Here is a 17967-nt window from a genome sequence, read left to right as displayed (position 1 = left end):
CGGAGTGTACACAAGCCAGTACAAGATTCGAGCACCGTATCGACAAAGCGATTCTCCACTGCAGTAGAGTTTGGAACGAAGCCTATTCTAAAGTCATCTTAATTCGTGTGTAAGCACAATGAAAACCTATTTTTTGCACATTCTCATCAGAAATACTTCCTGGCTCAGTAGTTACTGTGGCCCAAGCTAAATGATGTTGTTTCGCAAAATTTAAACGCGCCAGCAATAATTTTTTTTGTAGTCCTTTACCCCGATATCCAGGTAAAGTACTTGTAACTCCTAAATCACAAAAATCACCATGTATAGCAATTGTAGCTCCGGCTACAATTACTTCATTATCATAAGCCGCAAAAACGCTGACTCCTGTAGATTGAGCATAATGAATAAATTGATCTTGAGCTTCAGGAGCACCAAAACCTAATGCTACTTGAGCAGCCCATTCACTGATTTCATCCGATTCTATCTCCTTGATCATCAATGCGTTTTTATCAAAATCGGCAGGTTGATATGTTTTTAAATCCAAGGCAGACACATTATTTAATTCACTAATACAATAACCACGTTGACTTAAAAAAACAGCAAGTTCATTTCCTACAAAAGGGCATAACTCAATATCTACCCGTGAATGATTTAGGTTTCTATAAAAATGCTCAATGCATTCAATTTCAGTTTTAAATTGTTTTAATGAAGTATTAAAGCCCCATCCAACTACTTGTGATAAATAAGAATCAAAGCCAGAAAAACAAGCAGCACCTCCGTTAATTTCCAATATTTTTCCTTGTGGATACTGCTTAGTAACCTCAATGTGAGTTTGCTTGATACAAGACTCCATTTGTGCCGCCAGATTTTTAGTAATACATTTCATTAGCCGCGCCCCTGTGACCTGAGTAAACATAGGAACTTGAAATTCAAAATAAATTCGGATTCTGTCATGCTTTACAGTTCATCCTTTGTAGATAATCCGTTTGCTAACTCATGGACTAACCTTGGTCCTTTATAAATCAGACCGCTATATACTTGTATTAATGAAGCCCCTGCATTCAATTTTGATCGAGCGCTAGCACAACTATCGATGCCCCCTACTCCAATCAAAGTCACATCATCACCTACATATTGTTTCAGCAACTGCAGACACTGAGTTGATAAATTCCAAAGAGGTTTGCCGCTTAGCCCTCCTGACTCCTTTGCTAAAAGCAAATGCTCAACACCCTTACGCGAACATGTTGTATTTGTCGCAATAATCCCTTCTATACCAAAATTCAAAATCACTTCAGTCATTTGTTTTAGCGTTTCTGCATTTTCGTCTGGTGATATTTTAACAACAAGAGGAACATGGCGTTGAAATTGATCAGCTAACTTAATTTGTTCAGTTCGAATTTTTGACAATAAATGAGCAAAATATTCCTTTTGCTGCAATTGGCGTAAATCTGGGGTATTCGGGGAGGAAATGTTAATAGTTACATAGGAAGCATGTTCATAAACTTTATTAAAACAATAAATGTAATCATCCGCAGCACAGTCCAATGATGTATCTTTATTCTTGCCAATATTAATACCTAAGATTCCTTTATAACGTGCTTTTTTTACATGAGCAACTAAAGCATCAACTCCTTGATTGTTAAAGCCCATACGATTAATAATTGCTTGAGCTTCTGGTAAACGAAATAGACGTGGTTTAGGATTACCTACTTGTGGTTTTGGTGTTACGGTTCCTAGTTCAATAAAGGCAAAACCAAGCTTAGCTAATGCATCTAAATGCTCGCCATTCTTATCCAGTCCTGCAGCTAAACCGACAATATTAGGAAACTGAAGCCCTAAAGCCCGTACAGGATGATGCCCTGCTTGCTTAAAACAAAATTTAGGTAGGTAGTGTAAAGCGGACAAACTCAAAGCATGAACTTTTTCTGCATCCATACTAAAAAGTAAAGGACGTAAAATTGAATACATAGAAAATCCTGTAGCCTGGGGGGTTCGACATAAAAATAAACATTTATTTTTTAGGTCGAACTGATTTTATTAAACTGGATTATGTTCGTTTAGCGATATCAAAGGATATTTCCATGCCTTTTGTATCGAACTCACGTTAATTAAATATCACATTTCTGGGCCCAAACTCGAAGCATCGCATTTTCTGATTTGTGTAAATGGTAATCCACTTCCCTAATTTCCACGCCATACCCCTGTTTTTGCAGTTGCAATAGCACAGGACCTAAAAATTCAGAAGTCTTTCCTTCCATATCATTTAAAGGAAAAATTCGGACTTCTTTAGCGACTCTTGCTAATTCACGAATTACATTTAAATGAAAATCAACCGTTTGATCCTCTAAATCTGCAAATAAATAATGTGCGCTTAAAGCAAAGTCAAAAGAAAAATCAGAATAGGGCAAATGATAATCGGCTGCTCCAAAATAACGCCCGTCTACCTTACCTTTTTCATAATCTGCAAAGAATGTTTTCATTCCTGCTTGTCGATATTCAAGCAATTGCTCTAAACTACCATTACGGCTAAAATCAAATCGCTCTTGTTCTTTACGCACTTCATCAGCCATTTGGGCAAAAATCATTATTGCTTTAGAAGATAAAGTATCTTTATCTAACACAAATAAAGGATCACAACTAACTGCTTGATGCGATTCCTGAAATTGCTGTGCGTTTACGGCACTTGGGCCACATCCATATTCTAAAATCCGGGAATTCATGTCCTCTTGAGACAAATCAAACATCTCGCGATACTCATCAACATTATGCCCCCAGAGTACTAACTTGCGCATGAACGACTCTCCTAAATAGATAAACCTGAACTCTTACAAAATTAACTCTAATTGCTTCTACGCAGCCTACATTGAAAGGAACACGCTGTCACTTTCGGCTTAAGATTAGGCGATTTTTTAAATCAGGTAAAGGAGATTCTCAAATCTTTCTTCTTGATATTGAAATTTTATTTGCAACTTCAATTCGATTGGGTATAGTCTAACAAATTTGTTAAAAACAACAGGAAGCCATCTATCATGTATACAGGACCGAACTATCAACTCGGTGACACTTACGATATGTTACGCGATAGCGTCTATCAATTTGCCCGTGCTGAAATTGCACCACTTGCTGCTCAAATTGACGAAACAAATACCTTTCCTCATCACTTATGGCGAAAATTGGGTGAAATGGGTTTGTTAGGAATTACGGTTAGCGAAGAATATGGCGGTGCCAATATGGGGTATCTCGCCCATGTTATTGCTATGGAGGAAATTTCCCGTGCATCTGCTTCTGTAGGCTTAAGTTATGGTGCTCATTCGAATTTATGTGTCAATCAAATTTATTTAAATGGAAATCATTCTCAAAAACAAAAATATTTGTCTAAACTTATAAGTGGGGAATACATTGGTGCTTTGGCTATGAGTGAATCCAATTCAGGATCAGACGTAGTCAGTATGCAATTACATGCTCGTCCAGCAGGTAGCAAATATATTCTCAACGGCACAAAAATGTGGATAACTAATGGACCTGATGCGGATGTCTTAGTAGTTTATGCCAAGACAGACAAACAAGCTGCAAGTAAAGGAATCACCGCTTTTCTCATCGAAAAAGGAATGCCTGGTTTTAAAACAGCCCAAAAATTAGACAAACTGGGAATGCGAGGTTCGAATACTTGTGAGCTTGTTTTTGAACAATGTGAAGTATCAGAAGAACAGATTTTAGGTGAAGTCAATCAAGGCGTTAAAGTATTAATGAGCGGTCTTGATTATGAACGTACCATTCTTGCAGCAGGACCAGTAGGCATAATGCAAGCGTGTATGGATGTTGTTTTACCCTATGTTCATGAGCGAAAACAGTTTGAACACCCTATAGGCGAGTTTCAATTCATCCAAGGTAAATTGGCCGATATGTATACTGATTTAAGTGCATCAAGAGCGTACTTATATGCTATTGCTAAAGCGTGTGATCAAGGTAGGGTTAGTCGCAAAGATGCCGCAAGTGTAATTTTATATACAGCTGAAAGAGCAACACAAATGGCATTACAAGCAATTCAAATTCTTGGTGGAAATGGATACATTAATGAATATCCAACAGGTCGTTTACTACGTGATGCAAAATTATACGAAATAGGGGCTGGTACCTCCGAAATCAGAAGAATGCTTATTGGACGAGAACTTTTTAGAGAAACAGCATAAGGAAGGGTAAAAATGGAACAGAATGACATTGTAATCGTTGCAGCAAAAAGGACTCCTATGGGAGCAATGCTAGGGAACCTATCAACACTTTCAGCTCCAGAACTAGGCGCAATCGCGCATCAGGCTGCACTATCTCAAGCAGGGATTAATCCTACAGAAATAGATGAAGTAATTAGTGGTTGTGTGTTACAAGCCGGAATTGGTCAAGCTCCAGCTCGGCAAGCAGCAATTAAAGCAGGAATACCCAATGCCGCAGGAGCCACTACAGTAAATAAAATGTGTGGTTCCGGAATGAAAGCAATTATGTTAGCCCATGATTTAATTCGCGCAGGTACGGCAAATATTATTCTTGCCAGCGGTATGGAAAGCATGAGTAATGCGCCTTATCTATTGAGTAAGGCACGTTCTGGATACCGTCTTGGACATGGTGAATTAAAAGATCATATGTTCCTTGATGGCTTAGAAGATGCCTACGATAGAGGAAAATTAATGGGTGTTTTTGCAGAAGCTACAGCCAGCCATTTTCATTTTAGTAGAGCACAACAGGATGAGTTCGCTACTCATTCTATGAACCGAGCGCTAAAAGCTATAGAAAATGGAGCATTCAAAGATGAGATTGCTCCAATAACAATAAATACACGCAAAGGAGATATTACTGTAAGTATTGATGAAGGCCCTGATGCAGCAAAACTTGCTAAAATTCCTCAGTTAAAACCCGCTTTTAAAGCTGACGGAACAGTTACCGCTGCTAATTCAAGCTCTATCTCTGATGGTGCAGCAAGTGTGATCCTAATGAGCGCAGGGCAAGCAGAAAAACGAGGCATTAGACCTATAGCACGCATTATTGCTCATGCAAGCCACTCACAAGCACCAGAATGGTTTACCACGGCTCCAGTCGAAGCGATGCGCAAAGTTATGAATAAAGCCTCATGGAAACAAAACCATGTCGATCTTTATGAAATCAATGAAGCATTTGCCGTAGTTACTATGGCTGCTATAAAAGAGCTTGAATTAAATCCAGAACACGTTAACATTCATGGCGGTGCGTGCGCATTAGGCCACCCCATTGGTGCTTCAGGTGCGCGTATTTTAGTTACCTTAATACACGCTTTAAAACATCAAGGAAAAAAACGTGGTGTTGCTTCGTTATGTATTGGTGGTGGTGAAGCGACTGCTATGGCTATTGAATTAATTTAAAATAAACGTCCTTTCTCTTGAGAAGAGGCTTAGGGTTGCTGTCATTAACTCAACATCTCTGCCCTAATAAGCATACTCAGAGAGAGCAACAAAATTTTAGAACTTTGTTGCTCTCTCTGAAGCGTAATAAGATAGTTCTTTGATGAATGACTCTTCTTATAGCATGTGGAGAAAGGCTGTATCCATAAAAAGGACATTCATGCTACGACACAGTCTTATCTACTTATTACTTAGCATCTTAGTGGTAATATTCGCAAAATATGCTCAGTTAGTCATTGTTTATATCGATCTGTTTTTTACCTACGTTAATCTAAAATTAACACCCATTTTCAGCCAAACCGGCTGGGGACTTGTGGTTCGTAAAATACTTGTTCTTGTCCTATTACCAGTAGCGATTACTGCTGTTCCCGCTCTTGTATATAGAATTTTTAAAGGCGGTGATATGCCTCACTTTATTGCAATCACCTGGATTATTTGGATAATCATTGTTTTAAGTGACATTTTGGTTCGCTAAGGATTAAGACATGGCACAATTAACTAGTCAAATCAATATCGGGAGCCAGGAATTCAAGGCGAATCAAGCAACAATGCTCGCCTTAGTAGATGAATTAAAAAACCAAATTCAACGTATTGCCTTAGGTGGTGATGAAAAAGCACGTACTCGCCATCTGAAACATGGCAAACTATTACCAAGAGAGCGACTCCAACAATTATTAGATCCTGGTAGTCCTTTTCTTGAACTCTCTCAGCTTGCAGCTTATCAAGTCTATGACGATGTAGTTCCTGCTGCGGGAATTATTACTGGGGTTGGTTGGGTTTGTGGCATCGAATGTGTCATCGTTGTCAACGATGCCACTGTAAAAGGAGGCACCTACTATCCTTTAACTGTCAAAAAGCACTTAAGAGCGCAAGAAATTGCGCTGATGAATCATTTACCCTGCATCTATTTAGTCGACTCAGGAGGAGCTTATTTGCCTCTTCAGGATGAAGTATTTCCTGATCATGATGATTTTGGTCGCGTTTTCTATAATCAAGCTCGATTGTCGGCACAAAATATTCCGCAAATTGCAGTTGTGATGGGTTCTTGTACTGCCGGAGGCGCTTATGTTCCAGCTATAGCAGATGAATCGATTATGGTGAAAAATCAAGCCACAATTTTCCTTGGCGGCCCCCCCCTTGTTAAAGCAGCAACAGGTGAAATCATTAGTGCTGAAGAGTTAGGTGGTGCTGAGATCCATTGCCGACATTCTGGGGTAGCCGATTATTATGCTGAAAATGATGCCCATGCACTTCATCTGGCACGAATTGCTATCAGCAATTTAAACCGCAAAAAACCACAACAACTAAAACGAATAGAAACCATAGAACCACTTTATGACAGCACGGAACTTAACGGTATAGTACCTGCAGATCCAAGAAAACCCTTTGATATACGTGAAATTATTGCACGGATTGTTGACGGTTCAGAATTTGATGAATTTAAAGCACTCTTTGGTACCACCTTAGTTTGCGGCTTTGCACATTTATACGGCTATCCCGTTGGCATTATCGCCAATAATGGCATTCTCTTTAGTGACAGTGCCTTGAAAGGAACGCACTTTATAGAACTTTGTTGTCAACGTAAAATTCCATTAATATTCCTACAAAATATTACTGGTTTTATGGTAGGGTCAAAATACGAAGCTTCAGGTATTGCCAAGCATGGCGCTAAAATGGTAAATGCTGTAGCCAATGCCAGTGTACCCAAATTTACTGTAATCGTAGGCGGCAGTTTTGGAGCAGGCAATTATGCAATGTGCGGCCGGGCTTATAACCCACGGTTCCTGTGGTCTTGGCCAAACTCTCGAATTTCAGTAATGGGAGGTGAGCAGGCAGCCAATGTTTTAGCTCAAATTAATCGAGATAAACTCGCAAAGCAAGGAACTGAATGGCCTGCAGTAGAGGAAGAACATTTTAAAGCTCGATTGCGAGCCCAATATGAAACTCAAGGACATCCATTCTATGCCAGTGCTCGTTTATGGGATGATGGTGTTATTGCACCACAAGATACACGTAAAATATTAGGTTTGGGTTTATCAGCAGCACTAAATACCCCTATTGATTCAACACATTTTGGCGTATTTCGCATGTAAGGAAGGAGTACACGTGAGCGACTTATTATCTGAAATTCAAGGGCACTTATGCATCCTCACTCTTAATCGAGTAAAAAAACATAATGCTTTTGATAATCATCTTTTAACCGAACTACACGATAAACTCAACTCTGCCATAGCTGATTCTAATGTTCGTGTCATTGTGCTTAAAGCCAATGGAAAACATTTTTCTGCTGGCGCTGATTTGGATTGGATGCAAGACATGGTTCGTTTTAGTGAAGAAGAAAATTTAAAAGACGCTATGGTACTCGGTACTCTAATGCACACTTTACATACAAGCCCCAAACCTACTGTGGCTATGGTACATGGTTCCGCTTTTGGTGGAGGAGTAGGGCTTGCTGCAGCTTGTGATTTTACTATAGCATCTCAATCGGCACGATTTTGTTTTTCTGAAGTAAGATTAGGCTTGATACCTGCGGTGATTAGCCCTTATGTTGTTCAAGCCATAGGTGAACGTAATGCTAAAGCCCTATTCATGAGTGCAGAAATTTTTGATGCAACTAAAGCGTTATCGTTAAATTTAGTACAACACTGTGTTCCTGAAGAAAATTTATTAGAATTCACACTTAATTATGCGCAACAAATCTGTAACAATGCACCCGAAGCAGTACGACTATCAAAACAGCTGGTAACTGATGTAGCAAATAAAAAAATTGATGAAGAATTAGTCTATTATACTGCTTCCTTAATTGCCCAAAAAAGAGTATCCGCTGAAGGACAACAAGGGCTTAATGCATTTTTAAAAAAAGAAACACCTAATTGGAGTAAAAATTAAAGAGGCACTCATGTTTAATAAAATTCTTATTGCCAATCGCGGTGAAATAGCGTGCAGAATTATTAAAACTGCGCGATCTATGGGTATACATACAGTAGCCATCTATTCCTCGGTTGATAAAGAAAGTTTACATGTACGCAGCGCTGACAGCGCCTACTATGTTGGCGAAGCCCCTGCTAAAGACAGTTATCTAAACATTGCTAATATTATTCATATTGCAAAAAATTGTGGTGCGCAAGCCATACACCCGGGTTATGGTTTTCTCTCTGAAAACCCTGAATTTGCCAGAGCTTGTCATGAAGCCAATATTATTTTTATTGGTCCTTCAATCGAAGCGATGGAAGCTATGGCGTCGAAGCAATTAGCGAAACAATTGTTAGAAAAAACGAAAGTTCCTCTAACGCCAGGCTACCACGGTAGCGAGCAAGCAGAAGAAGAATTACTCACGCAAGCCCAAAAAATAGGATTCCCTGTTTTAATCAAAGCCGCCAACGGCGGCGGCGGTAAAGGGATGCGCACCGTTTATCATGAATCAGAATTCAGTGCATCCTTAGCTGGAGCTAAACGTGAAGCAATGGCCAGCTTTGCTGATGACACCATGATTATAGAAAAACTAGTACTGCATCCCCGTCATGTCGAATTACAAATAATGGCGGACAATCATGGTAACGTGGTTCATTTATTTGAGCGCGATTGTTCTATTCAACGCCGACACCAAAAAATTATTGAAGAAGCACCTGCTCCCAATTTATCTGCCTCTTTACGACATAGACTTGCTGAGGCAGCTTGTGAAGTAGCTCGTTCTATTAAATACAGAGGTGCAGGTACCGTTGAATTCTTGGTAGATGGGGAAGAACAATTCTATTTTATGGAAATGAATACCCGCTTACAAGTCGAGCATCCAGTCACTGAGCAAATTACCGGTCTTGATTTAGTGGCATGGCAATTAAAAATTGCAGCTAATGAACCTTTGCCATTAACACAAGATAAAATTCAATCCTCTGGTCATGCCATAGAATGTCGTATTTATGCCGAAGATCCTCATCAAGATTTTATTCCATCGATTGGTAAAATCCATTTTTTGCAAGAACCGTCAGGTGACGGCATTCGTATTGATACAGGTGTACAGCTTGCATCTCAAATTACCATGTACTATGACCCCATGATTGCAAAGCTCATTGCTTGGGGTACCAATCGCGATGAAGCATTATCGAGAATAGAACAAGCGCTGTCACGTTATTTTATAGGTGGAGTAAAAACAAATATTCCGTTTTTACAAGCCATTTGCCAACATCCTAACTTCAAAAATGTAACGCTAAGTACTGATTTTTTAAGTAAAGAAGATATTAAAATAGCAACCCCAGATTATGAAACTGCTTTACTTATGGCCGTAAGTTTTGATTATTTGACCCGTGTTAATTCCATCCAAGACCCTTTACTTGCAGACACATTTGCTTGGCAATCTCAAGCATCAAGTCATTGGATTTGGCGTTATCAAGATAAAGATATATCGATTGAAACATTAATTATGGCGATTAGTAAAAATGATTTCAAAGTGCGATTTAATCAAAAAGAATCTTTAATTCATGCGAATTTGATAGGCAATCAACTTCATATTGAAACAGAAAATCAAAATTATCAAGCTACAGTTGAGAATAAAAACCAATCCTTGACCTTATATACTTCTCAAGGTTCAATAACCATTGAGCGGTTTAATTGGAGTACACTAGGGACACAAACAACATCTCATAAAGGACAACTAACTGCTCCAATGCCAGCAACCGTTGTGGCAATCCTAAAAAACATTGGAGAAAAAGTCAAAGCTGGTGAACGCTTAATTGTTCTTGAAGCAATGAAAATGGAGCATACTATTCATGCTCCTAATGACGGTATTTTGATGGAGGTTTTTTATGCTGTAGGCGCTCAGGTTAATGAAGGAGAAGAATTACTCACATTAAGTGAAACTGAATCTTAATCGACACAAATTTTACCTGAGACATAAGAAAGAGATAATTATGGACTATCCGCAACATATAACTATTATAGAAGTAGGTCCTCGTGATGGCTTGCAAAATGAAACTTCTTTTGTGTCAAGTAAACACAAAATTGAATTAATTAATTTACTCAGTCAATCCGGCTTACACTATATTGAAGTAACCAGTTTCGTTTCTGCAAAAGCAATACCACAACTCGCGGATCATAATGAAGTCTTTCGAGCTATAGATAAAATACCCTCCATACATTATTCAGCCTTAGTTCCTAATGAGCATGGTATGCTTAAAGCTTTGGAAGCTGGTGTTCGGGAAATCGCGGTGTTTACAGCTGCGAGTGAACAGTTTAACCAAAGAAATATTAATTGTTCTATTGATGAAAGTATCGCACGTTTTAAACCCGTCCTTAACCTCGCGAAAGAAAATAATATTAGGGTTCGAGGCTACGTTTCCTGTGTCCTTGGTTGTCCTTATCAAGGAAGCATTTCACCTGAACAAGTAGCTCTTGTAACACAAAAACTATTGGATTTAGGTATCGATGAAATATCATTAGGCGATACTATAGGTGTTGGAACACCGCGTCAAACAGGTTTAGTATTAGATCAAGTGCTTAAACTATTACCTCTAAATCAATTAGCGATGCATTTTCATGATACTTATGGTCAAGCGATAGCGAATATTTATGCATCGCTACAACATGGAGTGCATCGTTTTGATAGCTCAGTAGCCGGTCTTGGGGGATGTCCTTATGCTCTTGGGGCTAGCGGTAATGTTGCTACTGAAGACGTTCTATACTTAATGCACGGTTTAGGAATAGAAACAGGCGTAGATATTTTTAAAGTGGTAGCAGCTGGTGACATGATTTGTAAGATTTTAGGGCGTAAGAATCAATCAAAAGTTGCAAATGCAATGCTTCCTACTCCCTGCAACTAGAATCCATTTACAATTCACTAGCACACACTAAAATAGTAGAATTGTAAATAGATCCTAATTTCCTCAAACGGAAATTTAGTAGGGTCTGTTTACAATTCGCTAGCTTGAGTCAAAATGCCTAGATTTTCGAGCAACGAAGCGCAGCATACACAAAGTATGTGAGCCTCATAGCGCAGAAAATTAAGGCATTTTGACCAAGAAAGTAGAATTGTAAACAGACCCTAATAATTACAGAGAGAACTAATTTATGAGTGACATTGTATGGAAACCTCAAAATCCACAAAAAAGTAGAATGTGGCAATTTATGGAGTTTGCTGCTCAAAAACACTGCCAGATCTTTGAAAATTATCAAGATATGCATACTTGGTCTATCAAACATCCGGATGCATTTTGGTCAACACTTTGTGAATTTTTTCATTTAAAATTTGATAAACCACCCCACCAAATTCTTAACTATTATAAAGAGATGATCGAGGCACGTTGGTTTACAGGTGCCCAATTTAATTTTGCCGAAAAACTTTTATCGCGTAGAGATCAACATCTCGCATTAATTAGCCTTGATGAAGATAATCACCGACAAACGATGAGCTATGAGCAACTGTATAGGCAAGTTGCCCAATGTGCTGCTGGCCTAAAAGCGATTGGAGTCACTGTAGGCGACCGAGTAGCCGCTTTGATGCCCAATACATCTTATACAATAATTGCAATGCTAGCGACAACCTCGTTAGGAGCAATCTGGTCTTCATGCTCTCCTGACTTTGGTGCCCAAGCTGCGATTGATCGATTAGGGCAAATCGCGCCTAAAGTCTTATTCATATGTGATGGTCATCAATATCAGGGCAAGAAACACAGTGGCGGAGAAAAAATCAAACAACTTAATGATGCTATTTCTTCACTCATAAAAATTGTAGTTTGTCCAAATATCAACGAATCCGTAGATATTTCTTTACTGCCCAAAGCACAGTATTGGAATGATTTTCTTAGTCCTGCAACCCAGTGTGAATTCGTTTCCTTACCTTTTGAACATCCCGTTTATATTATGTTTTCATCAGGAACGACAGGAAAACCTAAATGTATTGTTCATGGTGCTGGTGGTACCTTACTCCAGCATCTTAAAGAATTAGGATTACATACTGATCTACACGCCACTGATAACCTATGTTTTTATACTACTTGTGGTTGGATGATGTGGAACTGGACTGTTTCTGCTTTGGCTTTAGGAGTAACGCTTACTTTATATGAGGGCTCCCCTACTTATCCAGAAAACGGTCGTTTATTCAAATTAATTGAAGAAGAGCAAGTAACGGTCTTTGGAACCAGTGCAAAATTCATTTCTTCTGTTGAAAAAGCAGGAGTGCTCCCTAAAACTGAATATAATTTAACGCATTTACGATGTATCCTTTCTACAGGTTCCCCACTATTGCCCAAAAACTATGATTACGTTTATGAACAAATCAAAAATGACATACAACTTTGCTCCATATCAGGTGGTACTGATATCATTTCGTGTTTTGCATTAGGTAACCCAATACTTCCAATCTACAGAGGTGAATTACAATGTTTTGGTTTAGGTATGGCAGTAGATGTTTTTGATGAGCAAGGCGAACCCATTCGAGGTGAGCGAGGAGAGTTAGTGTGTACATCCCCCTTCCCTTCCATGCCTGTTGGCTTTTGGAATGATCCAGAGAGAAAAGCATATCAACATGCTTATTTTGAACGTTTTTCCGGAGTATGGGCACATGGTGATTTTGCTGAAATCACAAAACATCATGGATTGATTATCTATGGTCGATCCGATGCTGTATTAAATCCAGGAGGAGTACGCATTGGTACTGCTGAAATTTATAGACAAGTAGAAAAAATTGATGAAGTAGTGGATAGCATTGTGATTGGCCAAGATTGGCAAGATGACGTTCGTATCATTTTGTTTGTCAAATTACGCGATAACATGAAACTTACTGAAGAAATAAGCAACAAAATACGTTTAACCATTCGTCAGAATGCCTCTCCAAGACATGTGCCTGCAAAAATCCTGCAAGTTGCTGATATTCCACGCACGATTAGCGGCAAAATTGTAGAAGTAGCAGTCAGACAAGTAGTCCATGGTTTACCAGTAAATAACTTGCAATCTTTAGCAAATCCACAAGCCCTGGATTATTTTAAAGATCGTGAGGAATTGCAACACTAATTCATATACGTATAGGAGCACTAACAAACTATGCTAAATTTAAAAGGATTACTTTGTTTATATAAACAATATGTGTATAATATTGCATTAGCGTCGATTTGAAATTCAGCTTGCGGACGCTCAAAAAAAGATTTTCTTTTTTGAAAATACGGCTAAAGCGGATATAATTTCATTCCTCTAGTCTTCCGTCCGTAATAGCTCAGGATCCCAAAGCTCATGTTTGCGCCAAATAAGGCCGTTTCGAGTTTGGGGGGTGATCTATTACTTACGTCCGCACGCACAAGCTCAGGTTATAATAATGATTGAATTAATTGGATTATCCAAATCCTTTTCTGGTAAACCTGTCCTGCGTGACATTAATTTATTTATCCAAGAAAGTGAAATTTTCGGGATCATTGGTAAAAGTGGTGCAGGAAAATCTACTTTATTAAGATGTATCAATCTACTGGAACGTCCTGATCAAGGTGATGTCGTCATTGATAATCAATACTTGACAACTCTTTCACGGAAAGATTTAGCTTTGGCTCGTCATAAGATGGCTATGATTTTTCAGCACTTTAATTTACTCAACTCTAAGAACGTATACGATAATATTGCGCTCCCCATGCGTATTCAAGGTCTGGATGAGGAGTTTATCCGCAGAAAAATTGAAGAGTTACTCCCTATCGTTGAACTCTCTGAGAAGAAATTAGCCTATCCAGCACAACTTAGTGGAGGGCAAAAACAAAGAGTAGCAATTGCCCGCGCCTTAAGTTGCTCGCCTAAAATTTTGCTTTGTGACGAGGCAACATCCGCATTAGATCCAGAAACAACAGATTCCATTTTAGCATTATTAAAAAAAATTAATGCTCTTTATGGCATTACTATTGTACTCATTACTCATGAAATGAATGTCGTGAAACGCATCTGTAAACGATTAGCAGTCATGGTTAATGGTGAATTAGCGGAAATAACCTCTCTTGCCAATGTATTTAATAAACAGGACAGTCTAGCTCGCGGTATGCTCTATGCTCAGCTAAGCCCTGAATTACCCGAATGCCTTACGAACAGACTTGCAGACTATGCCACTGATAAACCTTTACTGCGTTTGTTTTTTCAGGGTGAAGAAGCAACAGTACCCTTTATTAGTCAAACAAGTCGTGAGTTAAATCTAGATATTAATATCTTACTCGCAAACATTGATCGTTATGATACAGTAACTTGTGGTGTTTTAGTTGTTGAGCTCACTGCACATCAATTTTTACTCGAAGCATTCATTGAACGCTGTGAGCAAGCCAAATTAACTGTGGAGGTATTAGGCTATGTCCTTCCCGATGGCATATGATTTATTAATTGCGACAGGCGAAACACTGTACATGGTAGTCTTAAGTACTCTATTTGCGGTGATGCTCGGCTTACCGTTAGGGACATGGCTCTACTCATCCAGTCAGGTCAAACCAATGCCGCGTGTGAATAAAATATTGTCTGCTGTAATTAATATGACGCGTTCCATTCCTTTTATTATTTTGTTAGTAGCAATCATTCCTTTTACACGCCTTATAGTAGGTACTTCAATAGGAATAAATGCAGCGATTGTGCCTCTAACTATAGGAGCAATCCCCTTTTTCGCGAGACTGGTAGATAATGTGTATCGCAGCTTACCTCTAGGACTTATCGAAACGGGACATGCAATGGGTGCAAATACACGACAGATCATTTTGCATATTTTATTGCCAGAGGCAAAACCAGCCTTAATTCATGCCATTACTGTTACAGCAATTACTTTGGTTAATTATTCAGCCATGGCAGGAACAGTTGGAGCGGGTGGTTTGGGGACCTTGGCAATTAACTATGGATATCAACGCTTTGATGCTGGAGTTATGATATCTACAGTTATTATTTTAATTATAATGGTACAACTAACACAAATGATCGGCGATTATTTGGCAAAGCGTTTTTTACATCATTGATCTAAGTTAAGGCTTAAATTAGTGCCATCAGATCCTACACGGTGATATATAATCTCAACTTTGGAGTTTTAAATGCGAATTTTAGCTTATTGTGTTTTATTATTAGGCCTTGTTGCTTGTCATAAACCTTCACCACCCAATACTTTAGTGATAGGTGCTATTGCCGGACCCGAAACAGCATTAGTTGAAACAGCAAAAGAAATAGCCAAAAACAAATACCGTTTAAACATAAAAATCGTCACATTTAATGATTACAACTTACCTAACGAAGCATTACAAGACGGGAGCTTGGATGCCAATGTTTATCAACACTTGCCGTACCTCAATGCCGCAATGAAAGCTCATGGTTACACCTTTGAAGCCATAGGAAGAACCTTTGTTTATCCTATGGGTATTTACTCCAAAAAATATACTTCTTTAACACAATTACCTGAAGGAGCGGTAATTGCACTACCTAATGATCCAAGCAATGAAATGCGTGCTTTGCAATTATTGGAAAAAGCAAATCTCATTACTTTAAAAAATACTCATGATACAGGTCTAAAAGATATTGCTACAAACCCTAAAAAACTTCAATTTAAAGAAATGGATGCAGCCCAATTACCACGAGTTCTGCCGGATGTAGACGCCGCTGTAATTAATACAACTTTTGCGCTTCCTGCGGGCTTAAGCCCTTCTCAAGATTCTTTATTTAGTGAAGATAAAGATTCACCCTATGCTAATGTTATTGTCATCCGTAGTGATTCACCCAAGAAAGCGAAATTAGCGTTATTTGTTAAAGCATTCAACTCTGAGGAAGTGAAAGAAAAAGCTAAAAACATATTTGGTGATGCAGCTATTCCCGCCTGGTAGTAAAAATATCAATCGAATTTGCTGAAAAAACAGGAGAGCAAACGTTTGAGTCAAATTAGACCCAAACGTATACCTCCCTATTAAAATTAACTCAATTATATACAAAAAAGATAAATTTAAACTATAATGAGCACATACCAACCTAAGCTAATCATTAATTCTATCTTAATGAAAAGATGATATACTTTACTTAACCCAAAAGCTTTTGAGGTAGACTCTATGACATTCAGAAAAGGCGTATTTGACTTTCTCGATTCACGAAAAATCCTAAGAGAACTTACACCCGAGGCAGAAAAAGCACATCTGCAAAAATTTCGCCATAAAATTGGCTTATCTGAATTTGATTTTCAAACAACAGCCTTTAACAATCATGATCATGATAGAGTACGTGATTATACGGGTTTTAAAGTACAAATTGGTGAAGATAAAGAAAATACGTTTAATAAACTGCTGCAAGGAAAAGAGCCGGAAAAGATCGAGATCCAAGAGGCGTTTAAAAGAGCGTTTCAAAAGGAAGAGTTTTACGACAAAGCTAAAGAATCCTATAATGCATCAATGCTCGCATTCAAAGATATAATGCAGAAAGTCCCTGACCCCTATTCCGTACAAGATATTACAGATGAACTAATAAGAATCCAAACTAATGCAAGAAACGCCATTGCAGCTCAACAAAAAATCGAACTCGAACGATTTAAAAAAGAGATAGAAAGTCAAACCCCTAATTTGAAAATTGTTTCAAACATTGATGATGAAGACAAAATAAAGGAAATAAAAGATAAACTCATCAAAGACCTTGAAAACACTCATAAGACACAATTAGACGCCTTTGATACAGCAACAAAGGCAAACGAATCCTTATTGACTAATGCATCTAAAAACCAAATGGAACTATTTATACTTGCAGCACAACTCGAAAAATATGCTGCGGGACAATCAGATGCCAGAAAACGCCAAGAAATGTATGCTCAAATAGAGGCAGCCCGACAGGAAATGCAAAAAAGGCTAGGGAAAACACCAGAAGATGAGGACATCGCTATCGGCAACATAAGTGATAGTGGGATGAACATTTCTGCCATCGATCCTAAGGATTTACAATTCATATACACCTTAACAGGAAAAAAAATAGAGCAAAAAAAACCAGGTCTTTGGACTATAGAATTTTCTCCTAGAATTTTTGATCCTGGATACTATCTAAGCTATCCAGCGAACCAAGAAAAACCAAAAGCAGATATGATAGCCATGGCTCAAATGATTAGAGCCGCAGGATTCAACGGCATTAAAATGACTGTTGATTTTCCAAACGATCCCTATACAGAAAAGCTAAGACTCAAACAAGCTTATGAAGCATGTTTAGAAGCCGGATTCCCTCCTGTAGAATATGGTCCAGACGGAAAACCTAAGAAACCGCAGCGTATTGTGTTAATAGATAGCAAGGGTAGAGAAGTAAATATAAACGAACTTTTCAAAGATGATGGGCCCAAACTAAGCGCGCTTCATGAGCAAGCTAAACAACGAAAAATAGAACTTGATTCTAGAAAAGATGCTCTAGTTACCTCAAAAAAATCTCCACCTGAAATCACTAATGCACTGAAGAGCGATTTACATAATGCGAAATATAAAGGCAAAAGTGAGGAAGAAAAACGTGCTGCGGAAAAGGATGAAAAACAATTAGAAGAACGTGTAGATAAGGTTCTTAAGGGGCCCTAGCTGAAAGTTCATGCCTTGTCTCAGTGATCAAAACACTTGGACAAGGAAAAATT

Annotated in this window: 15 protein-coding genes; 12 read left to right on the top strand and 3 right to left on the bottom strand. The window is 38.5% G+C overall.

All coding sequences use genetic code 11. The annotated features are described in order from the left end of the window. Positions 1-82 precede the first annotated feature (82 nt). The 3 genes from Lgra_RS08420 to Lgra_RS08410 all read right to left on the bottom strand — a co-directional run bounded on the left by Lgra_RS08420 (position 83) and on the right by Lgra_RS08410 (position 2771). Complete coding sequence (locus Lgra_RS08420; protein ID WP_058498822.1) at positions 83-865, bottom strand: GNAT family N-acetyltransferase; 783 nt, start codon at positions 863-865, stop codon at positions 83-85. Between the two features lie 71 nt (positions 866-936). After that, on the bottom strand, positions 937-1947 hold the full coding sequence (locus Lgra_RS08415) for a quinone-dependent dihydroorotate dehydrogenase (RefSeq protein ID WP_058498821.1): 1011 nt from the start codon (positions 1945-1947) through the stop codon (positions 937-939). 140 nt (positions 1948-2087) lie between these two features. After that, positions 2088-2771: a hypothetical protein gene (locus Lgra_RS08410; RefSeq protein ID WP_058498820.1), complete on the bottom strand. Its 684-nt coding sequence runs from the start codon at positions 2769-2771 to the stop codon at positions 2088-2090. A 237-nt stretch (positions 2772-3008) separates the two neighbouring features. Here Lgra_RS08410 and Lgra_RS08405 point away from each other — a divergent pair, with 237 nt between their 5' ends. From Lgra_RS08405 to Lgra_RS08350, 12 genes are all read left to right on the top strand, one after another. After that, a complete protein-coding gene (locus Lgra_RS08405) occupies positions 3009-4169 on the top strand; it encodes an isovaleryl-CoA dehydrogenase (RefSeq protein WP_058498819.1) in 1161 nt (386 codons plus the stop codon). A gap of 12 nt (positions 4170-4181) precedes the next feature. Further along, the gene (locus tag Lgra_RS08400) at positions 4182-5366 is read left to right on the top strand and encodes an acetyl-CoA C-acyltransferase (RefSeq protein ID WP_058498818.1); all 1185 of its coding nucleotides are present in this window, start codon (positions 4182-4184) and stop codon (positions 5364-5366) included. Between the two features lie 199 nt (positions 5367-5565). Then, positions 5566-5880, top strand: coding sequence for a hypothetical protein (locus tag Lgra_RS08395; protein ID WP_058498817.1), 315 nt, complete (start codon positions 5566-5568; stop codon positions 5878-5880). A gap of 10 nt (positions 5881-5890) precedes the next feature. Then, positions 5891-7498, top strand: coding sequence for a carboxyl transferase domain-containing protein (locus Lgra_RS08390; RefSeq protein WP_058498816.1), 1608 nt, complete (start codon positions 5891-5893; stop codon positions 7496-7498). A gap of 13 nt (positions 7499-7511) precedes the next feature. Beyond that, positions 7512-8294 carry an enoyl-CoA hydratase-related protein gene (locus Lgra_RS08385; RefSeq protein WP_058498815.1) on the top strand — a complete coding sequence of 261 codons (783 nt, stop codon included), beginning with the start codon at positions 7512-7514 and terminating at the stop codon, positions 8292-8294. 10 nt (positions 8295-8304) lie between these two features. Continuing rightward, positions 8305-10269 carry an acetyl/propionyl/methylcrotonyl-CoA carboxylase subunit alpha gene (locus Lgra_RS08380; protein WP_058498814.1) on the top strand — a complete coding sequence of 655 codons (1965 nt, stop codon included), beginning with the start codon at positions 8305-8307 and terminating at the stop codon, positions 10267-10269. 40 nt (positions 10270-10309) lie between these two features. Then, positions 10310-11218 (top strand): hydroxymethylglutaryl-CoA lyase, encoded by a 909-nt coding sequence (locus Lgra_RS08375; protein ID WP_058498813.1) that lies wholly within the window; start codon positions 10310-10312, stop codon positions 11216-11218. 247 nt (positions 11219-11465) lie between these two features. Next, positions 11466-13406: an acetoacetate--CoA ligase gene (locus tag Lgra_RS08370; protein ID WP_058498812.1), complete on the top strand. Its 1941-nt coding sequence runs from the start codon at positions 11466-11468 to the stop codon at positions 13404-13406. A 298-nt stretch (positions 13407-13704) separates the two neighbouring features. Further along, positions 13705-14730, top strand: a complete 1026-nt coding sequence (locus Lgra_RS08365) for a methionine ABC transporter ATP-binding protein (protein ID WP_058498811.1) — start codon at positions 13705-13707, stop codon at positions 14728-14730. Beyond that, positions 14708-15355 carry a methionine ABC transporter permease gene (locus tag Lgra_RS08360; protein WP_058498810.1) on the top strand — a complete coding sequence of 216 codons (648 nt, stop codon included), beginning with the start codon at positions 14708-14710 and terminating at the stop codon, positions 15353-15355. The genes Lgra_RS08365 and Lgra_RS08360 overlap by 23 nt, the downstream gene beginning before the upstream one ends. 72 nt (positions 15356-15427) lie before the next feature. After that, positions 15428-16207 (top strand): MetQ/NlpA family ABC transporter substrate-binding protein, encoded by a 780-nt coding sequence (locus Lgra_RS08355; RefSeq protein ID WP_058498809.1) that lies wholly within the window; start codon positions 15428-15430, stop codon positions 16205-16207. A 219-nt stretch (positions 16208-16426) separates the two neighbouring features. Next, a complete protein-coding gene (locus Lgra_RS08350) occupies positions 16427-17914 on the top strand; it encodes a hypothetical protein (protein WP_058498808.1) in 1488 nt (495 codons plus the stop codon). Positions 17915-17967: the final 53 nt, after the last annotated feature.

It is taken from the genome of Legionella gratiana, from assembly GCF_001467695.1.
GTDB lineage: Bacteria > Pseudomonadota > Gammaproteobacteria > Legionellales > Legionellaceae > Legionella > Legionella gratiana.
The sequence above is the reverse complement of the archived record's forward strand: the minus strand, read 5'-3'. Positions and strand labels throughout refer to the sequence as shown.

Bases quoted from the DNA above. Each gene is read 5' to 3' on its own strand.
- Lgra_RS08420 (WP_058498822.1), bottom strand. From the start codon at position 865: ATGAAATGTATTACTAAAAATCTGGCGGCACAAATGGAGTCTTGTATC.
- Lgra_RS08415 (WP_058498821.1), bottom strand. From the start codon at position 1,947: ATGTATTCAATTTTACGTCCTTTACTTTTTAGTATGGATGCAGAAAAA.
- Lgra_RS08410 (WP_058498820.1), bottom strand. From the start codon at position 2,771: ATGCGCAAGTTAGTACTCTGGGGGCATAATGTTGATGAGTATCGCGAG.
- Lgra_RS08405 (WP_058498819.1), top strand. From the start codon at position 3,009: ATGTATACAGGACCGAACTATCAACTCGGTGACACTTACGATATGTTA.
- Lgra_RS08400 (WP_058498818.1), top strand. From the start codon at position 4,182: ATGGAACAGAATGACATTGTAATCGTTGCAGCAAAAAGGACTCCTATG.
- Lgra_RS08395 (WP_058498817.1), top strand. From the start codon at position 5,566: ATGCTACGACACAGTCTTATCTACTTATTACTTAGCATCTTAGTGGTA.
- Lgra_RS08390 (WP_058498816.1), top strand. From the start codon at position 5,891: ATGGCACAATTAACTAGTCAAATCAATATCGGGAGCCAGGAATTCAAG.
- Lgra_RS08380 (WP_058498814.1), top strand. From the start codon at position 8,305: ATGTTTAATAAAATTCTTATTGCCAATCGCGGTGAAATAGCGTGCAGA.
- Lgra_RS08375 (WP_058498813.1), top strand. From the start codon at position 10,310: ATGGACTATCCGCAACATATAACTATTATAGAAGTAGGTCCTCGTGAT.
- Lgra_RS08370 (WP_058498812.1), top strand. From the start codon at position 11,466: ATGAGTGACATTGTATGGAAACCTCAAAATCCACAAAAAAGTAGAATG.
- Lgra_RS08365 (WP_058498811.1), top strand. From the start codon at position 13,705: ATGATTGAATTAATTGGATTATCCAAATCCTTTTCTGGTAAACCTGTC.
- Lgra_RS08360 (WP_058498810.1), top strand. From the start codon at position 14,708: ATGTCCTTCCCGATGGCATATGATTTATTAATTGCGACAGGCGAAACA.
- Lgra_RS08355 (WP_058498809.1), top strand. From the start codon at position 15,428: ATGCGAATTTTAGCTTATTGTGTTTTATTATTAGGCCTTGTTGCTTGT.
- Lgra_RS08350 (WP_058498808.1), top strand. From the start codon at position 16,427: ATGACATTCAGAAAAGGCGTATTTGACTTTCTCGATTCACGAAAAATC.